Raw genomic sequence first — 19,771 nt, forward strand, 5'->3', positions numbered from 1 at the left:
GAATTCCGGTCCTTGAAGGCGTCTATCTTGTAAGGCGAAGGATAAGGGCGCCAGGATGGAACAGACGCTACGGCTGGATGTGACGGGCTTGAGTTGCGCGGGCTGCGTGCGCCGCGCCGAGGCGGCGCTGTCCGGTGTCGAGGGCGTGCAAGAGGCGCGCGTGAACCTTGCCACCAGGACGGCAGAGGTGTCGCATGACGGCACCGTGACCCCCTCGGGCGCGGCCGCTGCCCTTGCAAAGGCGGGATATCCCGCCGCCGAAGAAGACCTGCGACTGGCTGTCGACGGGGCGACTTGCGGCTCCTGTGTGGCGCGGATCGAGGCGGCGTTGCAGGGCGTGCCCGGTGTTGTATCCGCCACGTTCAATCTTGCCGATGGGCAGGCGCGGTTGCGCGTCCTGTCAGGTGCGGTGGACCTCTCGGCGCTGATCGCCGCGGTCAAACGCGCCGGATATACGGCCAGCCCCGTGACCGATGACAGGCCCGACGCGGCCGCTGCGCGCGATGCCGCCGATATTGCCCGCCTGCGCCGCGATACGGCTGTCGCCGCCGCGCTGACGCTGCCCGTCATGGTGCTTGCCATGGGCGGTCATGTCTGGCCGCCGTTTCATCACTGGGTGCATGGCACGATCGGAACGGGTGCAAGCTGGGTGATCCAGTTCCTGCTGACGACGCTGGTGCTGTTTGGCCCCGGCCTGCGCTTCTTCAGGTTGGGCCTGCCCGCCTTGCTGCACCGCGCGCCGGACATGAACGCGCTGGTGGCGCTGGGCACGTCGGCCGCCTGGGGCTTTTCCACGGTGGCGACCTTCGCGCCCGGCATCCTGCCCCCCGGCACAGCCGAGGTCTATTTCGAGGCCGCCGCCGTCATCGTCACCCTGATTCTGATGGGCCGCTGGCTGGAGGCCCGCGCGCGTGGGCAGGCAGGTCAGGCGATCCGCAAGCTGGCGGGGCTCCAGGTGCGCGAAGCGCGGGTTCGCCGCGACGGGGTGATGCGGACCGTGGCGCTCGCGGAACTGGTCACCGGCGACGAGATCGAACTGCGGCCCGGTGCGCGCGTGCCGACCGATGGCACGGTGATCGAGGGCCGGTCGGATCTGGACGAATCCATGGTCACGGGCGAACCGCTGCCGGTTATGCGGACGGTCGGTGACCGGGTGATCGGCGGTACGGTCAACGGGGCCGGCGCGCTGATGATCCGTGCGACGGCCACGGGCAAGGATACGGTGCTGTCGCAGATCATGGCCGCCGTGGCCGATGCACAGGGCGCGAAGCTGCCGATCCAGTCGCTGGTGGACCGGGTCACGGCGGTCTTTGTCCCGGTCGTGATCGCCGTGGCGCTGCTGACGCTGGGCCTGTGGCTGGCCTTCGGCCCGACCCCCGCGCTGGGACTGGCCATCGTGGCCGCGGTGTCGGTGCTGGTCGTGGCATGTCCCTGCGCCATGGGGCTGGCCGTGCCCGTGTCGATCATGGTGGGCACGGGGCGCGCGTCCGAACTGGGGGTGCTGTTCCGGCGGGGTGATGCGCTTCAGGCGCTGCAGGGCGTGCAGATCATGGCCTTTGACAAGACCGGCACGCTGACCATCGGCAAGCCGGTTGTCTCGGGCATCTCGGTGCTGGAGGGCGCGCAGGAGGATGCGACGCTGGCGGCAATCGCGGCGCTTGAGGCGACCTCGGATCACCCCATCGCGCGCGCCGTGGTGGCCGAAGCCGAAGCGCGGGGGCTGCAACTGCCCCAGGTGAGCGGGTCAAAGGCAAGTCCGGGCCTGGGTGTGGAGGGTCAGGTTGCCGGTGCCCATCTGAAAGTGGGTGCCGCGCGGTTCTTCGATGCCGTGCCGGCGGCCCTGTCCCGGACAGTGGCCACATGGGAGGCCGAGGGGCGCAGCGTCCTGTTCGCCGCCATGGACAACCGGATCGTCGCGGCGCTGGCCGTATCCGACCAGGTCAAGCCCGAGGCGCGGGCCGTGATCGACGCGCTGACAGCCGCAGGTGTGCGCTCTGCGATGGTCACCGGCGACAGTGCCGCCGCGGCACAGGCAGTGGCGGCGGAACTGGGGATCGCGACGGTGATCGCCGGTGTCATGCCGACCGCCAAGGCCGATGCGCTGGCGGAACTGGCCAGGCAGGGCCGCGTCGGCTTTGTCGGCGACGGGATCAACGATGCGCCCGCGCTGGCGGCGGCGGATGTGGGCATCGCGATGGGGTCGGGCACTGATGTGGCGATCGAGGCTGCCGATATCGTGCTGATGTCCGGTGATCTGCGCGGTGTCGCCACGGCGCATCGGATCAGCCTCGCGACCATGTCGAACATTCGCCAGAACCTGGTCTGGGCCTTTGGCTACAATGTCGCCCTGATCCCGGTGGCGGCGGGTCTGCTGGCGATCTTCGGCGGCCCGATGCTGTCGCCGATGCTGGCCAGCGGGGCGATGGCCGCCTCGTCGGTTCTGGTGATCACCAATGCGCTGCGGCTGCGCAGGCTGCGGGCGGTCGCGTGACCGCAGGCGCTTTCGCCGGCTTGTGCCCTTGTGCTTGAGTATTTGGGGAAAGATGAAGCAGGCGCTGTGGCCTTTGGCAGGACGAACCGTTAGATCAGGCGGTCGGACGCTTGGATATTGATGCTTGCATGGCTCTCAAACTGACCTCACTTGACGCGCTGGCGGCGCTGCCCTTCGATCAGGTGATCGATGTGCGCGCGCCGTCGGAATATGCCGAGGATCACATCCCCGGCGCGATCAATCTGCCGGTCCTGTCGGATGAGGAGCGTGCCATCGTGGGCACGATCTATGTGCAGCAGGATCGGTTCCTGGCGCGCAAGACAGGGGCCGCACTGGTGGCGCGCAATGCCGCGGCGCATCTGGAGGGGCCGCTTGCGGATCGCGACGGCGGTTGGCGGCCTTTGGTCTATTGCTGGCGCGGGGGGCAGCGGTCGGGGTCATTCGCCTCGATTCTGGCGCAGGTCGGCTGGAGGGTGGACCTGATCGAGGGCGGCTATAAAAGCTATCGGCGCCTGGTGGTGACGGCCATGTATGATCAGCCGGTGCCGCATCGGCTGATATTGCTGGATGGTGGCACCGGCACCGCCAAGACGCGGGTGCTGGCGCGATTGGCGCAGGCCGGCGCGCAGGTCATCGACCTTGAGGCGATGGCCGCCCATCGCGGATCGCTTCTGGGGGGACGGCCCGGCGGGCAACCCGCGCAGAAGACCTTTGAAAGTCGCATCGCCATGGCGCTTGCCCGGCTTGATCCGTCTCGGCCAGTGTTCCTTGAGGCCGAAAGCAACAAGATCGGGCGTCTGATCATCCCGCCGTCGCTATGGCAGGCGATGATCGGCGCGGATCATGTGGTGATCGACGCGCCGCTGGCGGCGCGCGCGCGCTACCTGTGTCAGGCCTATGCGGACCTGCTGGCCGATCGCGATCTGTTGGTCGCCAAGCTCGCGCCGCTGCGGACATATCATGGCGCCGAGCGGGTCGAGGCCTGGCAGGCGCAGGCGCGCGCCGGCGCCTTCGAGGGGCTGGCCGCAGAGCTGGTGCAGCATCATTACGACCCGCGTTACATCAAGGCCCAGTCCCGCCAGGGGCGCGCGCCGCTGGTGCGGCTGGTCATGTCAGGGCTGAGCGATGCCGATCTGGACGCGGCAATTCCGTATATCCTTGCCGCGGTCGGGCCCTGAGGCAGGTCAGACGCATCGGATGCCGGGTGCGCCCTGGACCATCGTGCCGATGATCGCCGCCTCATGGCCTAGTGCCCGCACCTGCGCCAGCAGCGCCGACGCCTGATCGGGTGCGACAGCGGCCAGCAACCCGCCTGCCGTCTGCGGATCGTGCAGCAACACACCGCGCGCACCGATGGCGCCTGTCACCGGCGCGGCGGCCAGGTTCGCGGGCCACGCGGTCGAGCGGAGGCCCGCAGCGGCCAGCGCTTCGGCCCCGTGATGGAGCGGAATGTCACCCAGCCTGATCTCTGCCGCGAGGTCAGAAGCGCGGCAAAGCGCCATCAGGTGGCCGGCAAGGCCGAAACCCGTCACATCGGTCATTGCATGCGCCCCGCGCAGCACCTTGGCCGCATCGCCCTGCGGCTGCGCCATCCGTGCCAGAAGCGCCGCGACGTCGCGCCCCTCGGCGCGCATCTGCATCTCGGCGGCAAGGATCGTGCCGGATCCGATGGGGCGCGTCAGGATCAGCCTGTCGCCGGGTCGCGCGCCGGCATGGGTGATCGCGACGCCCTCGCACAGCCCCGTGACGGTGAAACCCAGGGTCAGTTCTGCCCCTGTGGTCGAGTGGCCACCCACGATATCGGCCCCCGCGGCGCGGAAGACATCGGATGCGGCCTGCATCACCTCGGCCATGGTGCGGGCCTGCAGCGTCGGGGACATCGGTGGCAGGATCACCGTGGCCGTGGCGGCCTGCGGTGTGGCGCCCATGGACCAGATATCCCCCAGGGCATGGATGGCGGTGATCCGGGCCATCAGCGCGGGATCCTGCGTGAAGGCGCGCAGGTGATCGGTGGTCATCACCTGGCGCGCGCCGCCCGTGGCCAGAACGGCCGCATCGTCGCCCGGCAGGCTGAGGACATCGGCGCGCTGCGGCGCGGGCAGGCGCGACAGCACCCGGTGCAGGGCATCCGCGCCCAGTTTCGATCCGCATCCGCCGCACAGGGGCTGATCATGGCCTGCGGCCTCGGCGGCCCCAAGGGCCTGCACGGCGGGGCGGGCAGGGGCAGGCATGGCGGGCAAGATGCGGAACTTGTCCATGAAGGACTGGTCGATCCGGTCCTTCCACCGCCAGAGCCAGCGCCCCGAGAAGGCAATCCCGAATTTCTCTGCCACGGCCGATCTGTCGCCAAGCGAGATCAGCTTGAGGTAGTCGCGCTGCGGATGAAACGCCCGCGTCGTCTGCCCGGACAGGACTGCCCGCAGGTTGTCATGCAGGACAGGGGCGGCGCGCACGGCGAAGACCCCGGCCTTGGGGCGTGGTGCATGGGCCATATGCGCGCAATCGCCCGCAGCGAACACTTTCTCATGTCCCCTGACGCGCAGGTCGGGATCCACGATCACGAAACCATCCTCGGTCAGCGGCAGATCGGTGTCGCGCAGCCAGCGATGTGCGAAAGCCCCGGCCGCACCGACGATCAGATCGGCCTCGATCTGCCGGCCATCGGCTAACTGGACCCCGCCCGCCGCGATCCGTGCCACGGAGGCGCCGAAATGCAGGGTGACGTGATGGTCCCGCAACGCGCGCGACAGGCGCGCGCGGGTGGCGGGCGCGGTGCCGGTCAGCCCCGCGGCGGCCTCGACCAGATGCACCTGCGGCGTGGCGCCTGCCTGCGCCAGCGCATGGGACATCGCCATCGCCAGCTCTACCCCGGCCACGCCTGCGCCGATCACGGCGACCTGGGGGTTTGCCTGTCCGGCCTGCACCTTGACCAGAAAGGCGCGCCAGCGGGCGGCGTAGGTATCAAGCGGTTTCGCGCCCAGGGCGTGGTCCGCAAATCCGGGGATCGCGGGCATTTCGGCGGTGATGCCGATATCCAGCGAGGCCAGATCGTAATCCAGAATGCGTCCGGACCCCAGGGTGATCCGCTGCTGAACTGCATCGAGGCCGACGGCCCGGTCAAGGATGATCCGCGCACCCGCAGCGCGGGCCAGCCGCACCAGGTCGATATCAAGATCCTCGCGCGCGTAATGCCCCGCGATATGGCCCGGCAGCATCCCCGAATAGGGGGCCGTCGCGGCCGGGTTGATCACCGTGACGCGTGCGCCGGCCAGCGGGGCCATCGCCCATTTGCGCAGCACCAGCGCATGGGTGTGACCGCCGCCGATCAGCACGAGGTCACGGGTCAGGGGATGGGGCATCTGCATGGTCGGGCCTTAGGCTGTGGCTGAGCTGTCTTAGTCGATCCGCGCGCCGAGGGGAATGCACCCGCGGACAGGCCGCATCGCGGCGGGATCAGCCCTGCGAGGCCAACTGATACCCTGGTGCCGTCGCCGATTGCACGGTCGTGATCGGCCGGTCGCCGATCCAGGTCGTACGCTCGATGATCAGAAGCGCCTCGCCCGATGCAATGGCAAGCTGGCTTGCGATCTCGCCCTCGGCCTTGATCGCGTAAAAGCGCACATCGACGCGGCTGTAGGGTTTGTTGTGTACCAGCCATTCATTGGCGCTTTGCGTGGTCAGGTCGATCTCGAGGATCTCGGGCGCCGACCCGGTGTCGATCCAGCGATCCTCGTAGATATAGGGGCGGTTGTCGGCCAGATGCAGCGCCTTGACATGCAGCATGGGGGCCGATCGGGGGATGCCGAAACGGGCCATGACAGACGGTGGCGGCGCTTCGATCGCGCGGCTGACCAGCTGATAGCCGTAGCGGCTGCCGCGCTGTTCCACCTCGCGCCGGGTGATCGGAATGTCGAAGGTGGCCCGCGTCACCGGATGGGCGCGCACATGGGTGCCACCCTTGCGCTTGCGCTCGACCAGGCCGCTTTGGGCAAGGTCCTGCATGGCGCGGTGCACCGTGGCGCGCGCGCATCCCAGTTCCAGCGCCAGATCCTCGTCGCGGGGCAATCGGTCTCCGGGGGCATAGGTCCGGTTCAGGATGCGGGACTGGATCCGGTTGCGGATATCGGTCCAGGTCAGACGGCCCGGCGCGGTCACAGCCGCGTCTCCAGTTGTCGCATCACGGCGATGAAATCGCGCAGGATCGTGTCGCGTGCCCGGTGGCGGCCCTGTTGGACCACGTGGCGGCCCGCGCTCCAGACATCGGTGATGCAGGCCTGCCCGCCACCCGAAAAGATCAGGCTGTCCAGCAGCGCATCGCCCTGCCGGTTGCACAGCCAGCGATTATCCAGATCCAGCGCGATCAGGTCCGCCCATTGGCCCGCAGCGATCTGCCCGGCCTGCCGTCCGCCCGCCTGCGCGCCGCCCGCGGTTGCCGCGTCGAACAGGACGCGGCCCGTCGAGCGGTCGGGCAGGGCCAGCGCCGCGCGGGACCGATCCCGCAGCCTTTGGGAATATTCCAGCGTCTTGAGTTCCTCGAAAAGCGAGATCTGGATGTTGGAATCCGATCCGAAACCGATCCGCCCGCCAGCGCCAAGATAGGTGGTGCCGTTGAAGATCCCGTCGCCCAGGCTTGATTCCGTCAGCGGGCAAAGCCCCGCCACCGCGCCCGTCACGGCCAGCGCCCGCGTCTCTTGCGGGGTCATCTGCGTGCAATGGATCAGGCACCAGCGGTGATCGACCGCGTGCTGATCCAGCAGCCATTCGACCGGGCGCGCGCCCAGATGGGTCGTGACCTCCTCGACCTCGGCCTGCTGTTCGGCCAGATGCATGTGGATCGGCCCAGAGGGGGTTGCCTCGACAATGGCGCGCAGACCGGATGGCCCGACAGCGCGCAGCGAATGGGGGGCCACGCCGATGGCATAATCGGCCGACGCATGGCCGATCGTCTGCGCGGCCTCTGCGTGCAGGGCCATGAAACGGTCCGGATCGTTGCCGAAACGCTGCTGCCCACCGGCAAGGGCGCGCCCGTCGCAGCCGCCGAACTGGTAATGCACCGGAAGCAGCGTCAGCCCGATACCCGCGCGTGTCGCCGCCGCGACGATCCGACCCGACATTTCCGACAGCCGCGCATGGGGCGTGCCGCCGACATCATGATGCAGGTAATGGAACTCGGCCACCGCGCCATATCCGGCCTCCAGCATCTCCATGAAGACAAGGGCCGCCACGGCCTCGACCTGATCGGGGTTCAGCTGATCAAGGAAGCGATACATCAGGCGGCGCCAACTCCAGAAACTGTCGCTGGCATCGGGGCCGCGCGCTTCGGTCAGCCCGGCCATGGCGCGCTGGAAGGCGTGGCTGTGCAGATTCAGCGGCGCAGGCAGCAGCAGCGCCACGCGTTGCGCGGCTTGCCCGGAACCCGGGCCGACATGGGCGATTCGCCCGCGTTCGTCGATATGCAGGTCGATATCCGCATGCCAGCCATCTGGCAAAAGTGCTTGAGATGCTTGGATGATTTGCACGGGGACATCTCCGTTGACAAAAATAAGTATCTACATATTAATATTATGTATGTCTTAAAGCAAGGTGTTCTGATGCCCACGCGCTATGTTCTGACCGGGGTTGCGGCGGCCACGATGCAGGGGTCGGATGGCGGCTATGGCCTGATTGCGGATGCGGCCGTTGTCGTGCGCGACGGGCTTGTTGACTGGGTCGGACCGGCGCGAGACCTGCCCGCGGATCATGCCGCGCTTGAGCGGCTGGATCAGGGCGGGCGGCTTCTGACCCCGGCCTTGATCGATTGTCATACCCATGTCGTGCATGGCGGCAATCGCGCGCGCGAATTCGAGATGCGCCTGACTGGCGCCAGCTATGCCGAGATTGCCCGCGCCGGTGGCGGGATCGTGTCGACGGTGACGGCGACGCGAGCCGCCTCCGAGGCGCAGTTGCTGCAGGCGGCGCTGCCCCGCGTGGATGCGCTGATCGCGCAGGGCGTCGCCACGGTCGAGATCAAATCCGGCTATGGACTTGATATTGATACCGAACTCAGGATGTTGCGCGTCGCGCGCCAGATCGCCGACATGCGTCCGATCCGGGTGCTGACCAGCTTTCTGGGGGCCCATGCCGTGCCTGCGGGTCAGGATCCCGATACCTATATCGATCAGGTCTGCCTGCCCGCGCTGAGCGCCGCCCATGCCGAAGGGCTGGTCGATGCGGTGGATGGCTTTTGCGAGGGGATCGCCTTCAGCGCCGCCCAGATCGCCCGCGTGTTCGACCGCGCCGCGGCGCTGGGCTTGCCCGTCAAGCTGCATGCCGAACAACTCAGCCATCAGGGTGGGGCGGCGCTGGCGGCGCGCCATGGCGCGCTGTCGGCGGATCACCTGGAATATGCCACTGCCGCGGATGCGGCCGCGCTGGCGGCATCGGGCACCGTGGCGGTCATCCTGCCGGGGGCCTTCTACACGATCCACGAGACACGCCAGCCCCCGGTGCAAGCCTTTCGCGACCACGGCGTGCCGATGGCGGTGGCCACGGACTGGAACCCCGGATCGTCGCCGCTGGGGTCCATCCTGCTGGCGATGAACATGGCCTGCACCCTGTTCCGCCTGACCCCGGCCGAGGCTTTGGCCGGAGCCACGCGTCACGCGGCGCGCGCCCTGGGTCTGAACGATTGCGGACGCATTGCGCCGGGACTGCGGGCTGACCTGGCGATCTGGGATGTCACCGATCCGGCCGAGCTGTCCTATGGCATCGGGATCAACCCGCTGCATCATCGCATTTTCGGAGGTCGCGCATGACTGTCACCCTGGTTCCCGGTGCGGCCACCCTGGCCCAGCTTGAAAACATCTGGCGCGGGCAGGGCGCTGTGGTGCTTGATCCTGCCGCGCGTGCGGGCGTCGAGGTGTCGGCTGCGATCATCGCGGCGGCGGCACAGGCCGATGCGCCGGTTTATGGCGTCAACACAGGTTTTGGCAAACTGGCATCGGTCCGGATCGCGCCGGGCGATACGCAGACGCTGCAACGCAACCTGATCCTGTCGCATTGCTGCGGCGTGGGCGAGGCGCTGGAACCGGCGACGGTGCGCCTGATGATGGCGCTGAAGCTGCTGTCGCTGGGGCGCGGCGCATCGGGCGTGCGCTGGCAGATCTGCGCGCTGATCGAGGCGATGCTGGCGCAAGGCGTGCTGCCGGTGATCCCGGTGCAGGGGTCGGTTGGCGCCTCGGGCGATCTGGCACCGTTGGCGCATATGGCCGCGGTGATGATCGGCGCGGGCGAGGCCAGGCTGCACGGTCAGGTCATGCCAGGTGGCGAGGCCCTGCTCGCGGCGGGCCTGACCCCGGTGGTTCTTGGTCCAAAGGAAGGGCTGGCCCTGATCAACGGCACGCAGTTTTCCACGGCCTGCGCGCTTGCGGGCCTGTTCGAGGGCTGGCGCGCGGCGCGCGCGGCCATCGTGACATCGGCCATGTCCACCGATGCGATCATGGGATCGACCGCGCCCCTGCATCCCGAAATCCACCGCCTGCGCGGCCATCCCGGCCAGATCGACGTGGCCGCCGCCATGACCGCGCTGCTGGACGGCAGCGCCATCCGCGACAGTCACCGCGACGGCGATAGCCGCGTGCAGGACCCCTATTGCATCCGGTGCCAGCCGCAGGTGACGGGTGCGGCCATCGACCTGTTGCGCTTTGCCGGCCGCACGCTGCAAACCGAGGCGAATGCCGTGACGGACAATCCCCTCGTCATCGTCGAGACCGCCGAAATCCTGTCTGGCGGCAATTTCCACGCCGAACCCGTGGCCTTCGCCGCCGACCAGATCGCGCTGGCCCTGGCCGAGATCGGCGCCATCGCGCAGCGTCGCGTGGCCTTGATGGTGGATCCGACCCTGTCCTTCGATCTGCCGCCCTTCCTGACGCCGGAGCCTGGCCTGAACTCGGGTCTGATGATCGCCGAGGTCACGACCGCCGCCCTGATGAGCGAGAACAAGCATCTGGCCAATCCCTGTTCGACCGACAGCACGCCCACCTCCGCCAATCAGGAGGACCACGTGAGCATGGCCGCCCATGGTGCGCGGCGCCTGCGGCGGATGACCGAAAACCTGTCCATGATCCTGGGGATCGAGGCGATCTGTGCCGCGCAAGGCATTGATCAGCGTGCGCCGCTGGCCACTTCGGCGCCGTTGCAGGCCGCGATGAGCTGCCTCAGGGCGCATGTCCCCCCGCTGCGGCAGGACCGTTATCTGGCGCCCGACCTGACGGCGGCGGCGGCCTGTGTCCGGGATGACAGCCTGGCCCTGGCCGCAGGCCTGGAGGTTGCGTTGTGAGCCTGATCGAGATCGCGCGCGGCAACGGCCCGCTGGTGCTGGGCCTGCCTCATACCGGAACCGAGATTCCCGCGGATTGCATGGCGCGGCTCAATGACAGGGGGCGTGCGATCGCTGACACCGACTGGCATATCGACCGGCTTTACGCCGGGCTGATCCCGGATGTCACCACGGTCAGGACAACGGTCCATCGCTATGTCATCGACGTCAATCGCGACCCCTCCGGACACAGCCTTTATCCCGGTCAGAACACCACCGGGCTATGCCCGCTGACCGACTTCGACGGGCATCCGCTGTATCTGGCGGGGCTTGCGCCTGACGCGGCCGAAACCACGCGCCGCCGCGCGCTTTATCATGCACCCTATCACGCGGCACTGGCCGCGGAACTGGACCGGGTGCGGGCGCAACACGGGTTTGCGATCCTTTATGACTGCCATTCGATCCGGTCGCATATCCCGTTCCTGTTCGACGGCACGCTGCCCGATTTCAACATCGGCACCAATGACGGCGCCACCTGCGCGCCGGGGATTGCAGACGCCGTACAGCGCATCTGCGCCGGGGCGGTCGGCTATACCTCGGTGATGAACGGTCGTTTCAAGGGCGGCTGGACCACGCGCCATTACGGCAGACCGACCGAGGGCCTGCATGCCATCCAGATGGAACTGGCCCAATCCACCTACATGCACGAATCCCCGCCGTGGGATTTTGCGGACGCGCGGGCCGGACGCCTGCGGCCGCATCTCAAGACCATTCTCGAAACCCTGTCCGATTGGAGACCCCAATGAGCGACCCCCGCAAGAACACCCGTGACATCTATCCGCCCACCGGCACGACGCTGAACGCGAAAAGCTGGCTGACCGAGGCCCCGCTGCGGATGCTGATGAACAACCTGCACCCGGACGTGGCCGAAAACCCGCATGAGCTGGTTGTCTACGGCGGCATCGGACGCGCCGCACGGACATGGGCCGATTTCGACACGATGGTCGCCAGCCTCAAGGATCTGGAGGCGGACGAGACGCTGGTCGTCCAGTCGGGCAAACCCATCGCCATCGTCAAGACCCATGCCGATGCGCCGCGCGTGCTGATAGCCAATTCAAACCTTGTGCCGCATTGGGCGACCTGGGACCATTTCAACGAATTGGACCGGAAGGGCCTGGCCATGTACGGCCAGATGACCGCGGGATCCTGGATCTACATCGGGTCCCAGGGGATCGTGCAGGGCACCTACGAGACCTTTGCAGAGGCGGGCCGCCAGCATTATGGCGGCTCTTTGAAAGGCAAGTGGATCCTGACCGGCGGTCTGGGCGGCATGGGTGGCGCGCAGCCGCTGGCCGCTGTCATGGCCGGGGCCTGCTGCCTTGCCGTGGAATGCAACCCCGACAGCATCGATTTCCGGCTGCGGACCCGCTATGTCGACGAACGCGCCGACACGCTGGACGAGGCGCTGGCGATGATCGACCGCTGGACCAAGGCGGGCGAGGCCAAGTCCGTGGGCCTTCTTGGCAATGCCGCCGATGTGTTCCCCGAGCTTTTCCGGCGCGGTATCCGCCCCGATATCGTGACCGACCAGACCAGCGCCCATGATCCGATCAATGGCTACCTGCCACAGGGCTGGACCATCGCCGAATGGAAGGCCCGCCGCGAAACCGATCCCAAGGCGGTGGAAAAGGCCGCGCGCGCCAGCATGAAGACGCATGTGGCGGCCATGGTGGATTTCTGGAACGCGGGCGTGCCCACGCTGGATTACGGCAACAACATCCGCCAGGTGGCCCTTGAGGAAGGGCTTGAATGCGCCTTTGCCTTCCCCGGCTTCGTGCCCGCCTATATCCGTCCGCTGTTTTGCCGGGGCATTGGCCCGTTCCGCTGGGTGGCCCTGTCAGGCGATCCGGAAGACATCTACAAGACCGACGCCAAGATGAAAGAGCTGTTCCCCGACAACGCCCATCTGCACACCTGGCTGGACATGGCGCGCGACCGGATCGCATTTCAGGGCCTTCCCGCGCGGATCTGCTGGATCGGCCTTGGCGATCGGCACCGGGCGGGCCTTGCCTTCAACGAGATGGTCGCCAGCGGCGAATTGAAAGCCCCAGTGGTGATCGGGCGCGATCATCTGGACAGCGGATCAGTCGCCAGCCCCAACCGCGAGACCGAGGCGATGCGCGATGGCTCGGACGCGGTGTCGGACTGGCCGCTGCTGAATGCGCTGGTCAACACCGCATCCGGGGCCACCTGGGTCAGCATCCATCACGGCGGCGGCGTGGGCATGGGGTTCAGCCAGCACGCCGGTGTCGTGATCTGCGCCGACGGCACCCCCGAGGCGGCAAAACGGCTGGAGCGTGTGCTGTGGAACGATCCCGCCAGCGGCGTCTGGCGCCACGCCGATGCCGGATACGAGGATGCCATCGCCTGCGCCCGCGAACATGGGCTGCGCCTGCCGCGCATCCTGGGCTGAATAACGCATGAAGGCCGCGTCAGACGGTCGAACCTCCCACCTCAAACCCAACCGACAAGGAGACTTTGACATGGACAGACGGAAATTCCTGACCACAGGCGCCATCGGCGCCGCAGCAACCACGCTTGCCGCCCCGGCCATCGCGCAGGATGTGCGCGAATGGAAACTGGTCTCGGCCTGGCCCAAGAACCTGCCCGGACCGGGCGTGGCCGCACAGACACTGGCGGACCGGATCACGACACTGTCCGGCGGGCGCATCAAGGTGACGCTTTATGCCGCGGGCGAAATCGTGCCCGGCAACGGTGTCTTCGACGCGGTGTCCGAGGGCACGGCAGAACTTTACCATGCGGTTCCGGCCTATTGGGGATCCAAGTCCAAGGGCATCCTTCTATTCGGCTCGCAGCCCTTCGGCCTGCGCGCGGACGAGCAGTTCGGCTGGATGTATCACGGTGGCGGCCAGGCGCTTTATGACGAGATGTATGCCCGCTTCGGCATCAAGCCGTTCCTGTGCGGCAACTCGGGCCCGCAATGGGCGGGCTGGTTCAAAAACGAGATCAACTCGGTCGAGGACCTCAAGGGGCTGAAATTCCGCACGACGGGCATCGCCTCGCAGATGGCGGCGAAACTGGGCATGGCGGCCGAGGCAATGAGTGGCCCGGCGATGTTCCAGGCGCTGCAGACCGGCGCGCTGGATGCGGGTGAATTCATCGGCCCTTGGACGGATTCGGCGCTGGGCTACTACCAGGTTGCGCCGCATTACTACTGGCCCGGCGTGGGCGAGCCGTCCTCGGCCGAGGAATGCGGTGTCAACGCGGCGGTCTTCGCCGAGCTGCCCGACGATCTCAAGGAAGTCGTGACCCAGGCGTGCCACGGTCTCTATAATCCGGTCTGGACCGAATACATGACCAAGCACGCGCAATCGCTCAAGACGCTGGTATCCGAACATGGCGTGCAGGTGCACAAGCTGCCTGACGATGTGATTGCCGCGATGGGCGTCGCCGCAGGCGAGATCATGGAAGAATACCGCGCCGATGATGATGAGCTGGTGCGCCGCATCACCGAAAGCTTCATCGCCTATCGCGATCTGGTCGGCGGATACATGTCCTATGCCGACAACGGCCAGATGAATGCCCGCGCGGGCGTTCTGGGATACTGAAATGACAAGGTGCGCGGCCCTGGCCGCGCACCGTTCGCGAACACGGACGGGGCAAGACAATGCTGGTGCTGGCACATGCAATCGACCAATTGAACCGCGCCGTGGCCCTTGTGGTCAGGTGGCTGGCGCTGGTCATGGTGCTTGTCCAGTTCTGCATCGTCATCGGACGATATGTGTTCGGCTACAATTCGATCGCTGCACAGGAAAGCGTACTTTACATGCATGCGACGCTCTTCATGCTTGGGGCGGGTTTCACGCTGCTGGTCGACAAACATGTCCGCGTGGATGTGTTCTTTGCCAAGCTCAGCGACACGTCAAAACGCCGTGTCGATATCTTCGGCCATCTGTTCTTGCTGATCCCGTCGATGACTGCGCTGCTCTACTGGTCCTGGCCATCGGTACGCAATTCGTGGAAAATCCTCGAGGGTCCGATTTCCGTCGGCGGGATCGAGGCTGTCTTTCTGCTCAAATCCCTGATCCCGGCTTTCTGCATTCTTGTCCTGCTTCAGTCGCTGTCGATTCTGGTGCGCATGTTTCATGAAAGAACGGGCGAATGACCGAATATCTTGATCTGATCATGTTCGCCGCGCTGATGGCGGCGGTCCTGTCGGGTTTTCCCGTATCCTTCAGCATTGCGGGCGTCGCTGTCATCTTTGCCTATCTGGGCTGGGCACTTGGTGTGATGGATGTCTCGCTTCTGGGGGCGCTGGGCCAAAGGGCTTACGGGTTGATCGGCAACACCGTCCTGATCGCCATCCCGGTCTTTGTGCTGATGGGCGCCATCCTCGAAAAGAGCAAGATCGCCGAGGAATTGCTGGACACGATGGGGCGCAGCTTTGGTCAGTTGCGCGGCGGCCTTGGCATCTCGGTGGTTCTGGTCGGCGCGCTGCTGGCCGCCTCGACCGGCATCGTGGGCGCGACGGTGGTGGCTATGGGCATGATCGCGCTGCCCACCATGCTGCGCGCAGGCTACAACCCGGCCGTGGCCTCGGGCATCGTGTGCACGGCCGGCACGCTGGGTCAGATCATCCCGCCCTCGACGCTGCTGATCATTCTGGCCGATGTGATGTCGAACGCCTATCAGCAGGCGCAATACGAACAGGGCAAGTTCGCGGTCGAGGCGCTGTCGGTCGGACAGTTCTTTGCCGCGGCCATTATCCCCGGCCTGATGCTGGTGGTTCTCTATCTTCTTTACATCCTGATCCGGGGGGCCTTGCGCCCGCAGGACATGCCGCCCGCCGATATCGGCCTTGCCAAGCCTGACCGGGCCGAGGTCATGGCCGCGATCGTGCCACCAGTTCTTCTGATCTTCGCCGTGCTGGGCGCCATTCTCGGCGGGGTCGCCACCCCGACCGAAGCGGCGTCGGTCGGCGCCATCGGTGCCTTGCTGATGGCGGGCCGCAAGATCGGCATCAATCCGCGCCTGATCCTGATCGGGGCCGCGGCGCTGATCGTGCTGGGGCTTATGGCCGGGACCTTTCCGGTACGCCTGCAACGCAGCGACAACGGAGCACTGGAATGGATGATCGGCGGCTTCTATGCCCTGCTGGCGATTGTCGGGCTTGTCGCCGTGGGCCTCGCCTTGCGCGCGGCGATCCGTGAAAGGATCATCCATGACGCGTTGAATTCCACATTGACCATGACCGCGATGATCTTTGCCACGATCCTGGCTGCGGGTTTCTTTTCGCTGGTCTTCATCGGCCTTGGCGGGGAAGAACGGGTCGCGCATCTGTTGGAAAACCTGCCCGGTGGTCCGAACGGGGCGCTTTTGTTCGTGATGATCTTCGTCTTCGTCCTGGGCTTCTTTCTCGACTTCGTGGAAATATCGGTGATCGTGCTGCCGCTTGTCGCGCCCACGCTGATCCTGATGGGGCATGACCCGGTCTGGCTGGGGGTGATGCTGGCCATCAACCTGCAAACCAGTTTCCTGACGCCGCCCTTCGGATTTTCGCTGTTCTACCTGCGTGCCGCCGCGCCGCCGGAAATCAGGACCGGCCATATCTATCAAGGCGTCGTGCCTTTCATCGGCTTGCAGGCCGCGGGAATTCTGCTGGTCTGGGCCATGCCCTTCCTGGCCACATGGCTACCGGCGCTTCTGTTCTAGGCGCAGATAGGCGGCAGGGGCCGGTCAACCGCTCACGCAGGGCCAGAGTGATGTCCCGCGCATTGTGTTTGCGGAAAACCCGGCGCGACAACCTGCCGATGCGGCCAGTTCGATCAGCTCTGCCGATCCAGGCGGTCGATCCGTTCTTGGCCCAGATCGCTTGAGCGTGGTCAGGGTTGCAGCCTTGGCTCGCGACGGGGCGGTTTCCCTATCTCGCACATATCAGCTATAGGCAGGTCGAAGATGTCGCCAAAGGTCTGCAGGCGGGACATGGACGGTTGTTCAGCGCCAGCCCTTTCGTCTGATCTGGACCCGGTAGGCAGCAGAGGGAAGCCTGGTGATGGAGGCCGTTTTCATGTGCGGCTCATCTGTGCCATGAGTCGCCATAGAGGGGCAAATCCGGGGATATCGGGGCGTATTCCAGCGTAGCAGCATCCGCCGCCAATAGTTCGAGGGTACATATGAAATGAAGATAAATCAGAACGCTAGACTGTCTGTGGCCCCGATGATGGACTGGACGGACCGGCATTGCCGCTATCTGCATCGGCTGCTGTCGCGGCACGCCCTGCTTTATACCGAGATGGTGACCGCGCCCGCGCTGGTGCGCGGGGGCGCGCTGCATCTGCTGGATCATCACCCGGCCGAACATCCGGTCGCCCTGCAACTGGGTGGGTCGGATCCGGCTGAACTGGCGCAGGCCGCGCGGCTTGGCGCGCAGGCCGGCTATGACGAAATCAACCTGAATGTGGGCTGCCCGTCGGACCGCGTGCAATCGGGAACCTTCGGCGCCGTTCTGATGAAGCAACCCGCGCTTGTGGCCGAATGTGTCACCGCGATGCGCGAGGCCGTGGATGTCGAGGTGACCGTCAAGTGCCGTATCGGCGTGGATGACCAGAACCCCGAGGAGGTTCTGCCCGAATTCCTGTCGCGTGTGGGCGCAGCCGGATGCGGCCGATTCATCATTCATGCGCGCAAGGCCTGGCTTCAGGGTCTCAGCCCCAAGGAAAACCGCGAGATCCCGCCACTGGATCATGACCTTGTCCTGCGGATGAAGGGGATGTTCGGGGGGCTGCATCTTTCGATCAATGGCGGAATCACGGATCTGGACCAGGCCCTGGCATTCCTCGATGCCGGGTTGGACGGGGTGATGGTGGGCCGCGCCGCCTATCACCAGCCCGCCGACATCCTGTGCCAGGCGGACCGCCGGATATGGGGGCAGGGGCAGGACAGCGATCCGGTCGAGGTGGTCGGCCGGATGCGCGATTACATCGAGGATCACATCGCCGGCGGTGGCCGTCTGCACCAGGTGACGCGCCACATGCTGGGCCTGTTCGCAGGCTCACCCGGCGCCCGCCAGTGGCGGCGTATCCTGTCCGAGGGCGCCTCGCGCGAGGGCGCGGATTTCGCGCTGGTTGCCCAGGCGCTGGACGCGGTGCTGGAGGCGCGGGCGCAGGCCGTGGCCTGAGCCTTGCCCGCTTTCGCCATTGTCCACGCGCTGATAACGCTGTCTATCTGGCGCGACTGTGAAAACCGCAAGGAGGCGCGACCGTGCCTGATACGTTCCTGCTGGTAGAGATGCTTGTCATGCTGATGGCGGCGGGGGCCTTTGCGGGGGTGCTGGCCGGACTTCTGGGGGTTGGCGGCGGGATCATCCTGGTCCCTTCCTTTTTCTTCGTCTTCCAGACATTGGGCTATGACAGCCCGCAACTGATGCAGATCTGTCTGGCCACATCGCTGGCCACGATCATTGTGACCTCTGTGAGGTCATTGCTGAGCCACAACAAGAGGGGCGCTGTCGAATGGTCGATCCTGCGGGGTTGGGCGCCCGGCATCGTCGCCGGGGCGCTTCTGGGGGTGCTGGTGGCCACATCGCTGCGGTCGGTCACCTTGCAGGCGGTGTTCGGCACGCTGGCGCTGATCGTGGGGATCTACATGGCCAGCGCGCAGGCGCATTGGCGGCTGGGCAATGAGATGCCCAAGGGGCTGCGCCGGATGCTCATGTCACCGGCGCTTGGGTTCCTGTCCGTGCTCATGGGGATCGGCGGCGGCAGCTTTGGCGTGCCGGTCATGACCCTCTACGGGGTGCCGATCCATCGCGCGGTGGCCACGGCTGCGGGATTTGGCGTGATCATCGCTGTGCCCTCTGTCATCGCCTTCCTGCTGGTCCAGGTCGATCCGGCCACCCGACCGCCCTATACGGTCGGCGCCGTGAATTTCGCGGCCTTCGGCGTGGTGGTTGCGATGACGCTGATGACCGCGCCGCTGGGTGTGAAACTGGCCCATGCGATGGATCCGAAGCCGCTTAAACGGGCCTTTGCGGTCTTCCTGACACTTGTTGCGCTGAACATGCTGCGCAAGACCTTTGGGTGGTGACATGCCGGATCTTGCCACCGATGGCTGGGTCACCTTTGCCGCCGATCCATCTGTTCTGACCTGGGTCGCCGCGGCGCGGCCGCAGGCCCTGGCCGCCGTCAACGATCCGGTACAGCGCGCGCAGGGTCTGGTCTGTGAAGGCACATGGTTCGTCGGTGTCGATGCGCTGGACAACGGGCCCGACGGGGCCGTGGGGGGCGTGCCGCTGACCGGCGCGGCGCGGCGCGCGGCGGACGCGCTGTTCGGGCCCTTGCCGCTGCACCGCGCCCAGGTCTCGGTCATGTGGCCGGGCTATCCGCGTCCGCGCGCCGGTGAAAGCGCCGGGGCTTTCCGGTACCGGCTGCACCGTGACGCGGCCCATCTGGACGGGTTGCTGGCCGAAGGCCCCGAACGTCGCCGCTTCATCCGCGAACCCCATGCCTGGATACTGGGCCTGCCGCTGACGGCCTGTGATCCGGGGGCAAGCCCGCTGGTGGTCTGGCGTGGCAGCCATCATGTCTTGCGGCGCGCCCTGCAACAGGCCTGCGCCGGGCATCCGCCCGCGGCATGGCCCGATCTGGATATCACGCAGGCCTATACACAGGCCCGGTCCGAGGTTTTCGCAACCTGCGAGCGGGTTGAACTTCCTGCCGGTCCGGGACAGGCCTATCTGCTGCACCGCCATCTTCTGCACGGTGTCGCGCCCTGGGCGGAGGCCGCGAAAGCCCCGGCAGAGGGGCGCATGATCGCCTATTTCCGGCCGATCCTGCCAGGTGGCGTTGCACAGTGGTTGCGGGATGATTGATGCGTAATCGGAAGCAAACGCCCCTGCCGACCTTGATTGTCGGGCAATAGCATCATCGTCTTGCCCAACTGTTGCCACGGACCCGTGACTATGA

15 protein-coding genes are annotated in these 19,771 nt (G+C 66.5%); 12 read left to right on the top strand and 3 right to left on the bottom strand.

The window, feature by feature from the left end; all coding sequences use genetic code 11:
- Positions 1-55: 55 nt before the first annotated feature.
- The gene (locus ACFQ3C_RS05895; RefSeq protein WP_380789566.1) at positions 56-2,491 is read left to right on the top strand and encodes a heavy metal translocating P-type ATPase; all 2,436 of its coding nucleotides are present in this window, start codon (positions 56-58) and stop codon (positions 2,489-2,491) included.
- Between the two features lie 128 nt (positions 2,492-2,619).
- Positions 2,620-3,669, top strand: coding sequence for a tRNA 2-selenouridine(34) synthase MnmH (gene mnmH / locus ACFQ3C_RS05900; RefSeq protein WP_380789567.1), 1,050 nt, complete (start codon positions 2,620-2,622; stop codon positions 3,667-3,669).
- 6 nt (positions 3,670-3,675) lie between these two features.
- Here mnmH and selD read toward each other — a convergent pair whose 3' ends face one another.
- The 3 genes from selD to ACFQ3C_RS05915 form a co-directional block, all read right to left on the bottom strand.
- Positions 3,676-5,856: a selenide, water dikinase SelD gene (gene selD, locus ACFQ3C_RS05905; RefSeq protein ID WP_380789568.1), complete on the bottom strand. Its 2,181-nt coding sequence runs from the start codon at positions 5,854-5,856 to the stop codon at positions 3,676-3,678.
- 88 nt (positions 5,857-5,944) lie between these two features.
- On the bottom strand, positions 5,945-6,646 hold the full coding sequence (locus ACFQ3C_RS05910) for a GntR family transcriptional regulator (protein ID WP_380789569.1): 702 nt from the start codon (positions 6,644-6,646) through the stop codon (positions 5,945-5,947).
- Positions 6,643-8,010, bottom strand: coding sequence for a formimidoylglutamate deiminase (locus tag ACFQ3C_RS05915; RefSeq protein WP_380789570.1), 1,368 nt, complete (start codon positions 8,008-8,010; stop codon positions 6,643-6,645). The genes ACFQ3C_RS05910 and ACFQ3C_RS05915 overlap by 4 nt, the downstream gene beginning before the upstream one ends.
- A gap of 72 nt (positions 8,011-8,082) precedes the next feature.
- On the opposite strand from ACFQ3C_RS05915, the gene hutI reads away from it, so the two are divergent.
- The 10 genes from hutI (at position 8,083) to ACFQ3C_RS05965 (ending at position 19,677) form a co-directional block, all read left to right on the top strand.
- Positions 8,083-9,285, top strand: coding sequence for an imidazolonepropionase (gene hutI, locus ACFQ3C_RS05920; RefSeq protein ID WP_380789572.1), 1,203 nt, complete (start codon positions 8,083-8,085; stop codon positions 9,283-9,285).
- Complete coding sequence (gene hutH, locus ACFQ3C_RS05925; RefSeq protein ID WP_380789573.1) at positions 9,282-10,808, top strand: histidine ammonia-lyase; 1,527 nt, start codon at positions 9,282-9,284, stop codon at positions 10,806-10,808. The genes hutI and hutH overlap by 4 nt, the downstream gene beginning before the upstream one ends.
- Before the next feature lie 2 nt (positions 10,809-10,810).
- Positions 10,811-11,593 carry an N-formylglutamate deformylase gene (hutG, locus tag ACFQ3C_RS05930; RefSeq protein WP_380789819.1) on the top strand — a complete coding sequence of 261 codons (783 nt, stop codon included), beginning with the start codon at positions 10,811-10,813 and terminating at the stop codon, positions 11,591-11,593.
- Complete coding sequence (hutU, locus tag ACFQ3C_RS05935) at positions 11,590-13,260, top strand: urocanate hydratase (RefSeq protein ID WP_380789574.1); 1,671 nt, start codon at positions 11,590-11,592, stop codon at positions 13,258-13,260. Before hutG ends, hutU begins: the two co-directional genes overlap by 4 nt.
- A 70-nt stretch (positions 13,261-13,330) precedes the next feature.
- The gene (locus ACFQ3C_RS05940; RefSeq protein WP_380789575.1) at positions 13,331-14,416 is read left to right on the top strand and encodes a TRAP transporter substrate-binding protein; all 1,086 of its coding nucleotides are present in this window, start codon (positions 13,331-13,333) and stop codon (positions 14,414-14,416) included.
- A gap of 59 nt (positions 14,417-14,475) precedes the next feature.
- Positions 14,476-14,973, top strand: coding sequence for a TRAP transporter small permease subunit (locus ACFQ3C_RS05945; RefSeq protein WP_380789576.1), 498 nt, complete (start codon positions 14,476-14,478; stop codon positions 14,971-14,973).
- Positions 14,970-16,520 carry a TRAP transporter large permease gene (locus tag ACFQ3C_RS05950; protein WP_380789577.1) on the top strand — a complete coding sequence of 517 codons (1,551 nt, stop codon included), beginning with the start codon at positions 14,970-14,972 and terminating at the stop codon, positions 16,518-16,520. Before ACFQ3C_RS05945 ends, ACFQ3C_RS05950 begins: the two co-directional genes overlap by 4 nt.
- Before the next feature lie 466 nt (positions 16,521-16,986).
- A complete protein-coding gene (dusA, locus tag ACFQ3C_RS05955; protein WP_380789578.1) occupies positions 16,987-17,985 on the top strand; it encodes a tRNA dihydrouridine(20/20a) synthase DusA in 999 nt (332 codons plus the stop codon).
- Positions 17,986-18,068: 83 nt separating this feature from the next.
- Entirely contained in the window at positions 18,069-18,893 is an 825-nt protein-coding gene (locus tag ACFQ3C_RS05960) for a sulfite exporter TauE/SafE family protein (RefSeq protein ID WP_380789579.1), read from the top strand.
- A 1-nt stretch (position 18,894) separates the two neighbouring features.
- A complete protein-coding gene (locus ACFQ3C_RS05965) occupies positions 18,895-19,677 on the top strand; it encodes a hypothetical protein (RefSeq protein ID WP_380789580.1) in 783 nt (260 codons plus the stop codon).
- Positions 19,678-19,771 lie beyond the last annotated feature (94 nt).

The organism is Seohaeicola saemankumensis, from assembly GCF_042678485.1.
Classification (GTDB): Bacteria; Pseudomonadota; Alphaproteobacteria; order Rhodobacterales; family Rhodobacteraceae; genus Seohaeicola; species Seohaeicola saemankumensis.

Bases quoted from the DNA above. Each gene is read 5' to 3' on its own strand.
- ACFQ3C_RS05895 (WP_380789566.1), top strand. From the start codon at position 56: ATGGAACAGACGCTACGGCTGGATGTGACGGGCTTGAGTTGCGCGGGC.
- mnmH (WP_380789567.1), top strand. From the start codon at position 2,620: ATGGCTCTCAAACTGACCTCACTTGACGCGCTGGCGGCGCTGCCCTTC.
- selD (WP_380789568.1), bottom strand. From the start codon at position 5,856: ATGCAGATGCCCCATCCCCTGACCCGTGACCTCGTGCTGATCGGCGGC.
- hutI (WP_380789572.1), top strand. From the start codon at position 8,083: ATGCCCACGCGCTATGTTCTGACCGGGGTTGCGGCGGCCACGATGCAG.
- hutH (WP_380789573.1), top strand. From the start codon at position 9,282: ATGACTGTCACCCTGGTTCCCGGTGCGGCCACCCTGGCCCAGCTTGAA.
- hutU (WP_380789574.1), top strand. From the start codon at position 11,590: ATGAGCGACCCCCGCAAGAACACCCGTGACATCTATCCGCCCACCGGC.
- ACFQ3C_RS05940 (WP_380789575.1), top strand. From the start codon at position 13,331: ATGGACAGACGGAAATTCCTGACCACAGGCGCCATCGGCGCCGCAGCA.
- ACFQ3C_RS05945 (WP_380789576.1), top strand. From the start codon at position 14,476: ATGCTGGTGCTGGCACATGCAATCGACCAATTGAACCGCGCCGTGGCC.
- ACFQ3C_RS05950 (WP_380789577.1), top strand. From the start codon at position 14,970: ATGACCGAATATCTTGATCTGATCATGTTCGCCGCGCTGATGGCGGCG.
- dusA (WP_380789578.1), top strand. From the start codon at position 16,987: ATGAAGATAAATCAGAACGCTAGACTGTCTGTGGCCCCGATGATGGAC.
- ACFQ3C_RS05965 (WP_380789580.1), top strand. From the start codon at position 18,895: ATGCCGGATCTTGCCACCGATGGCTGGGTCACCTTTGCCGCCGATCCA.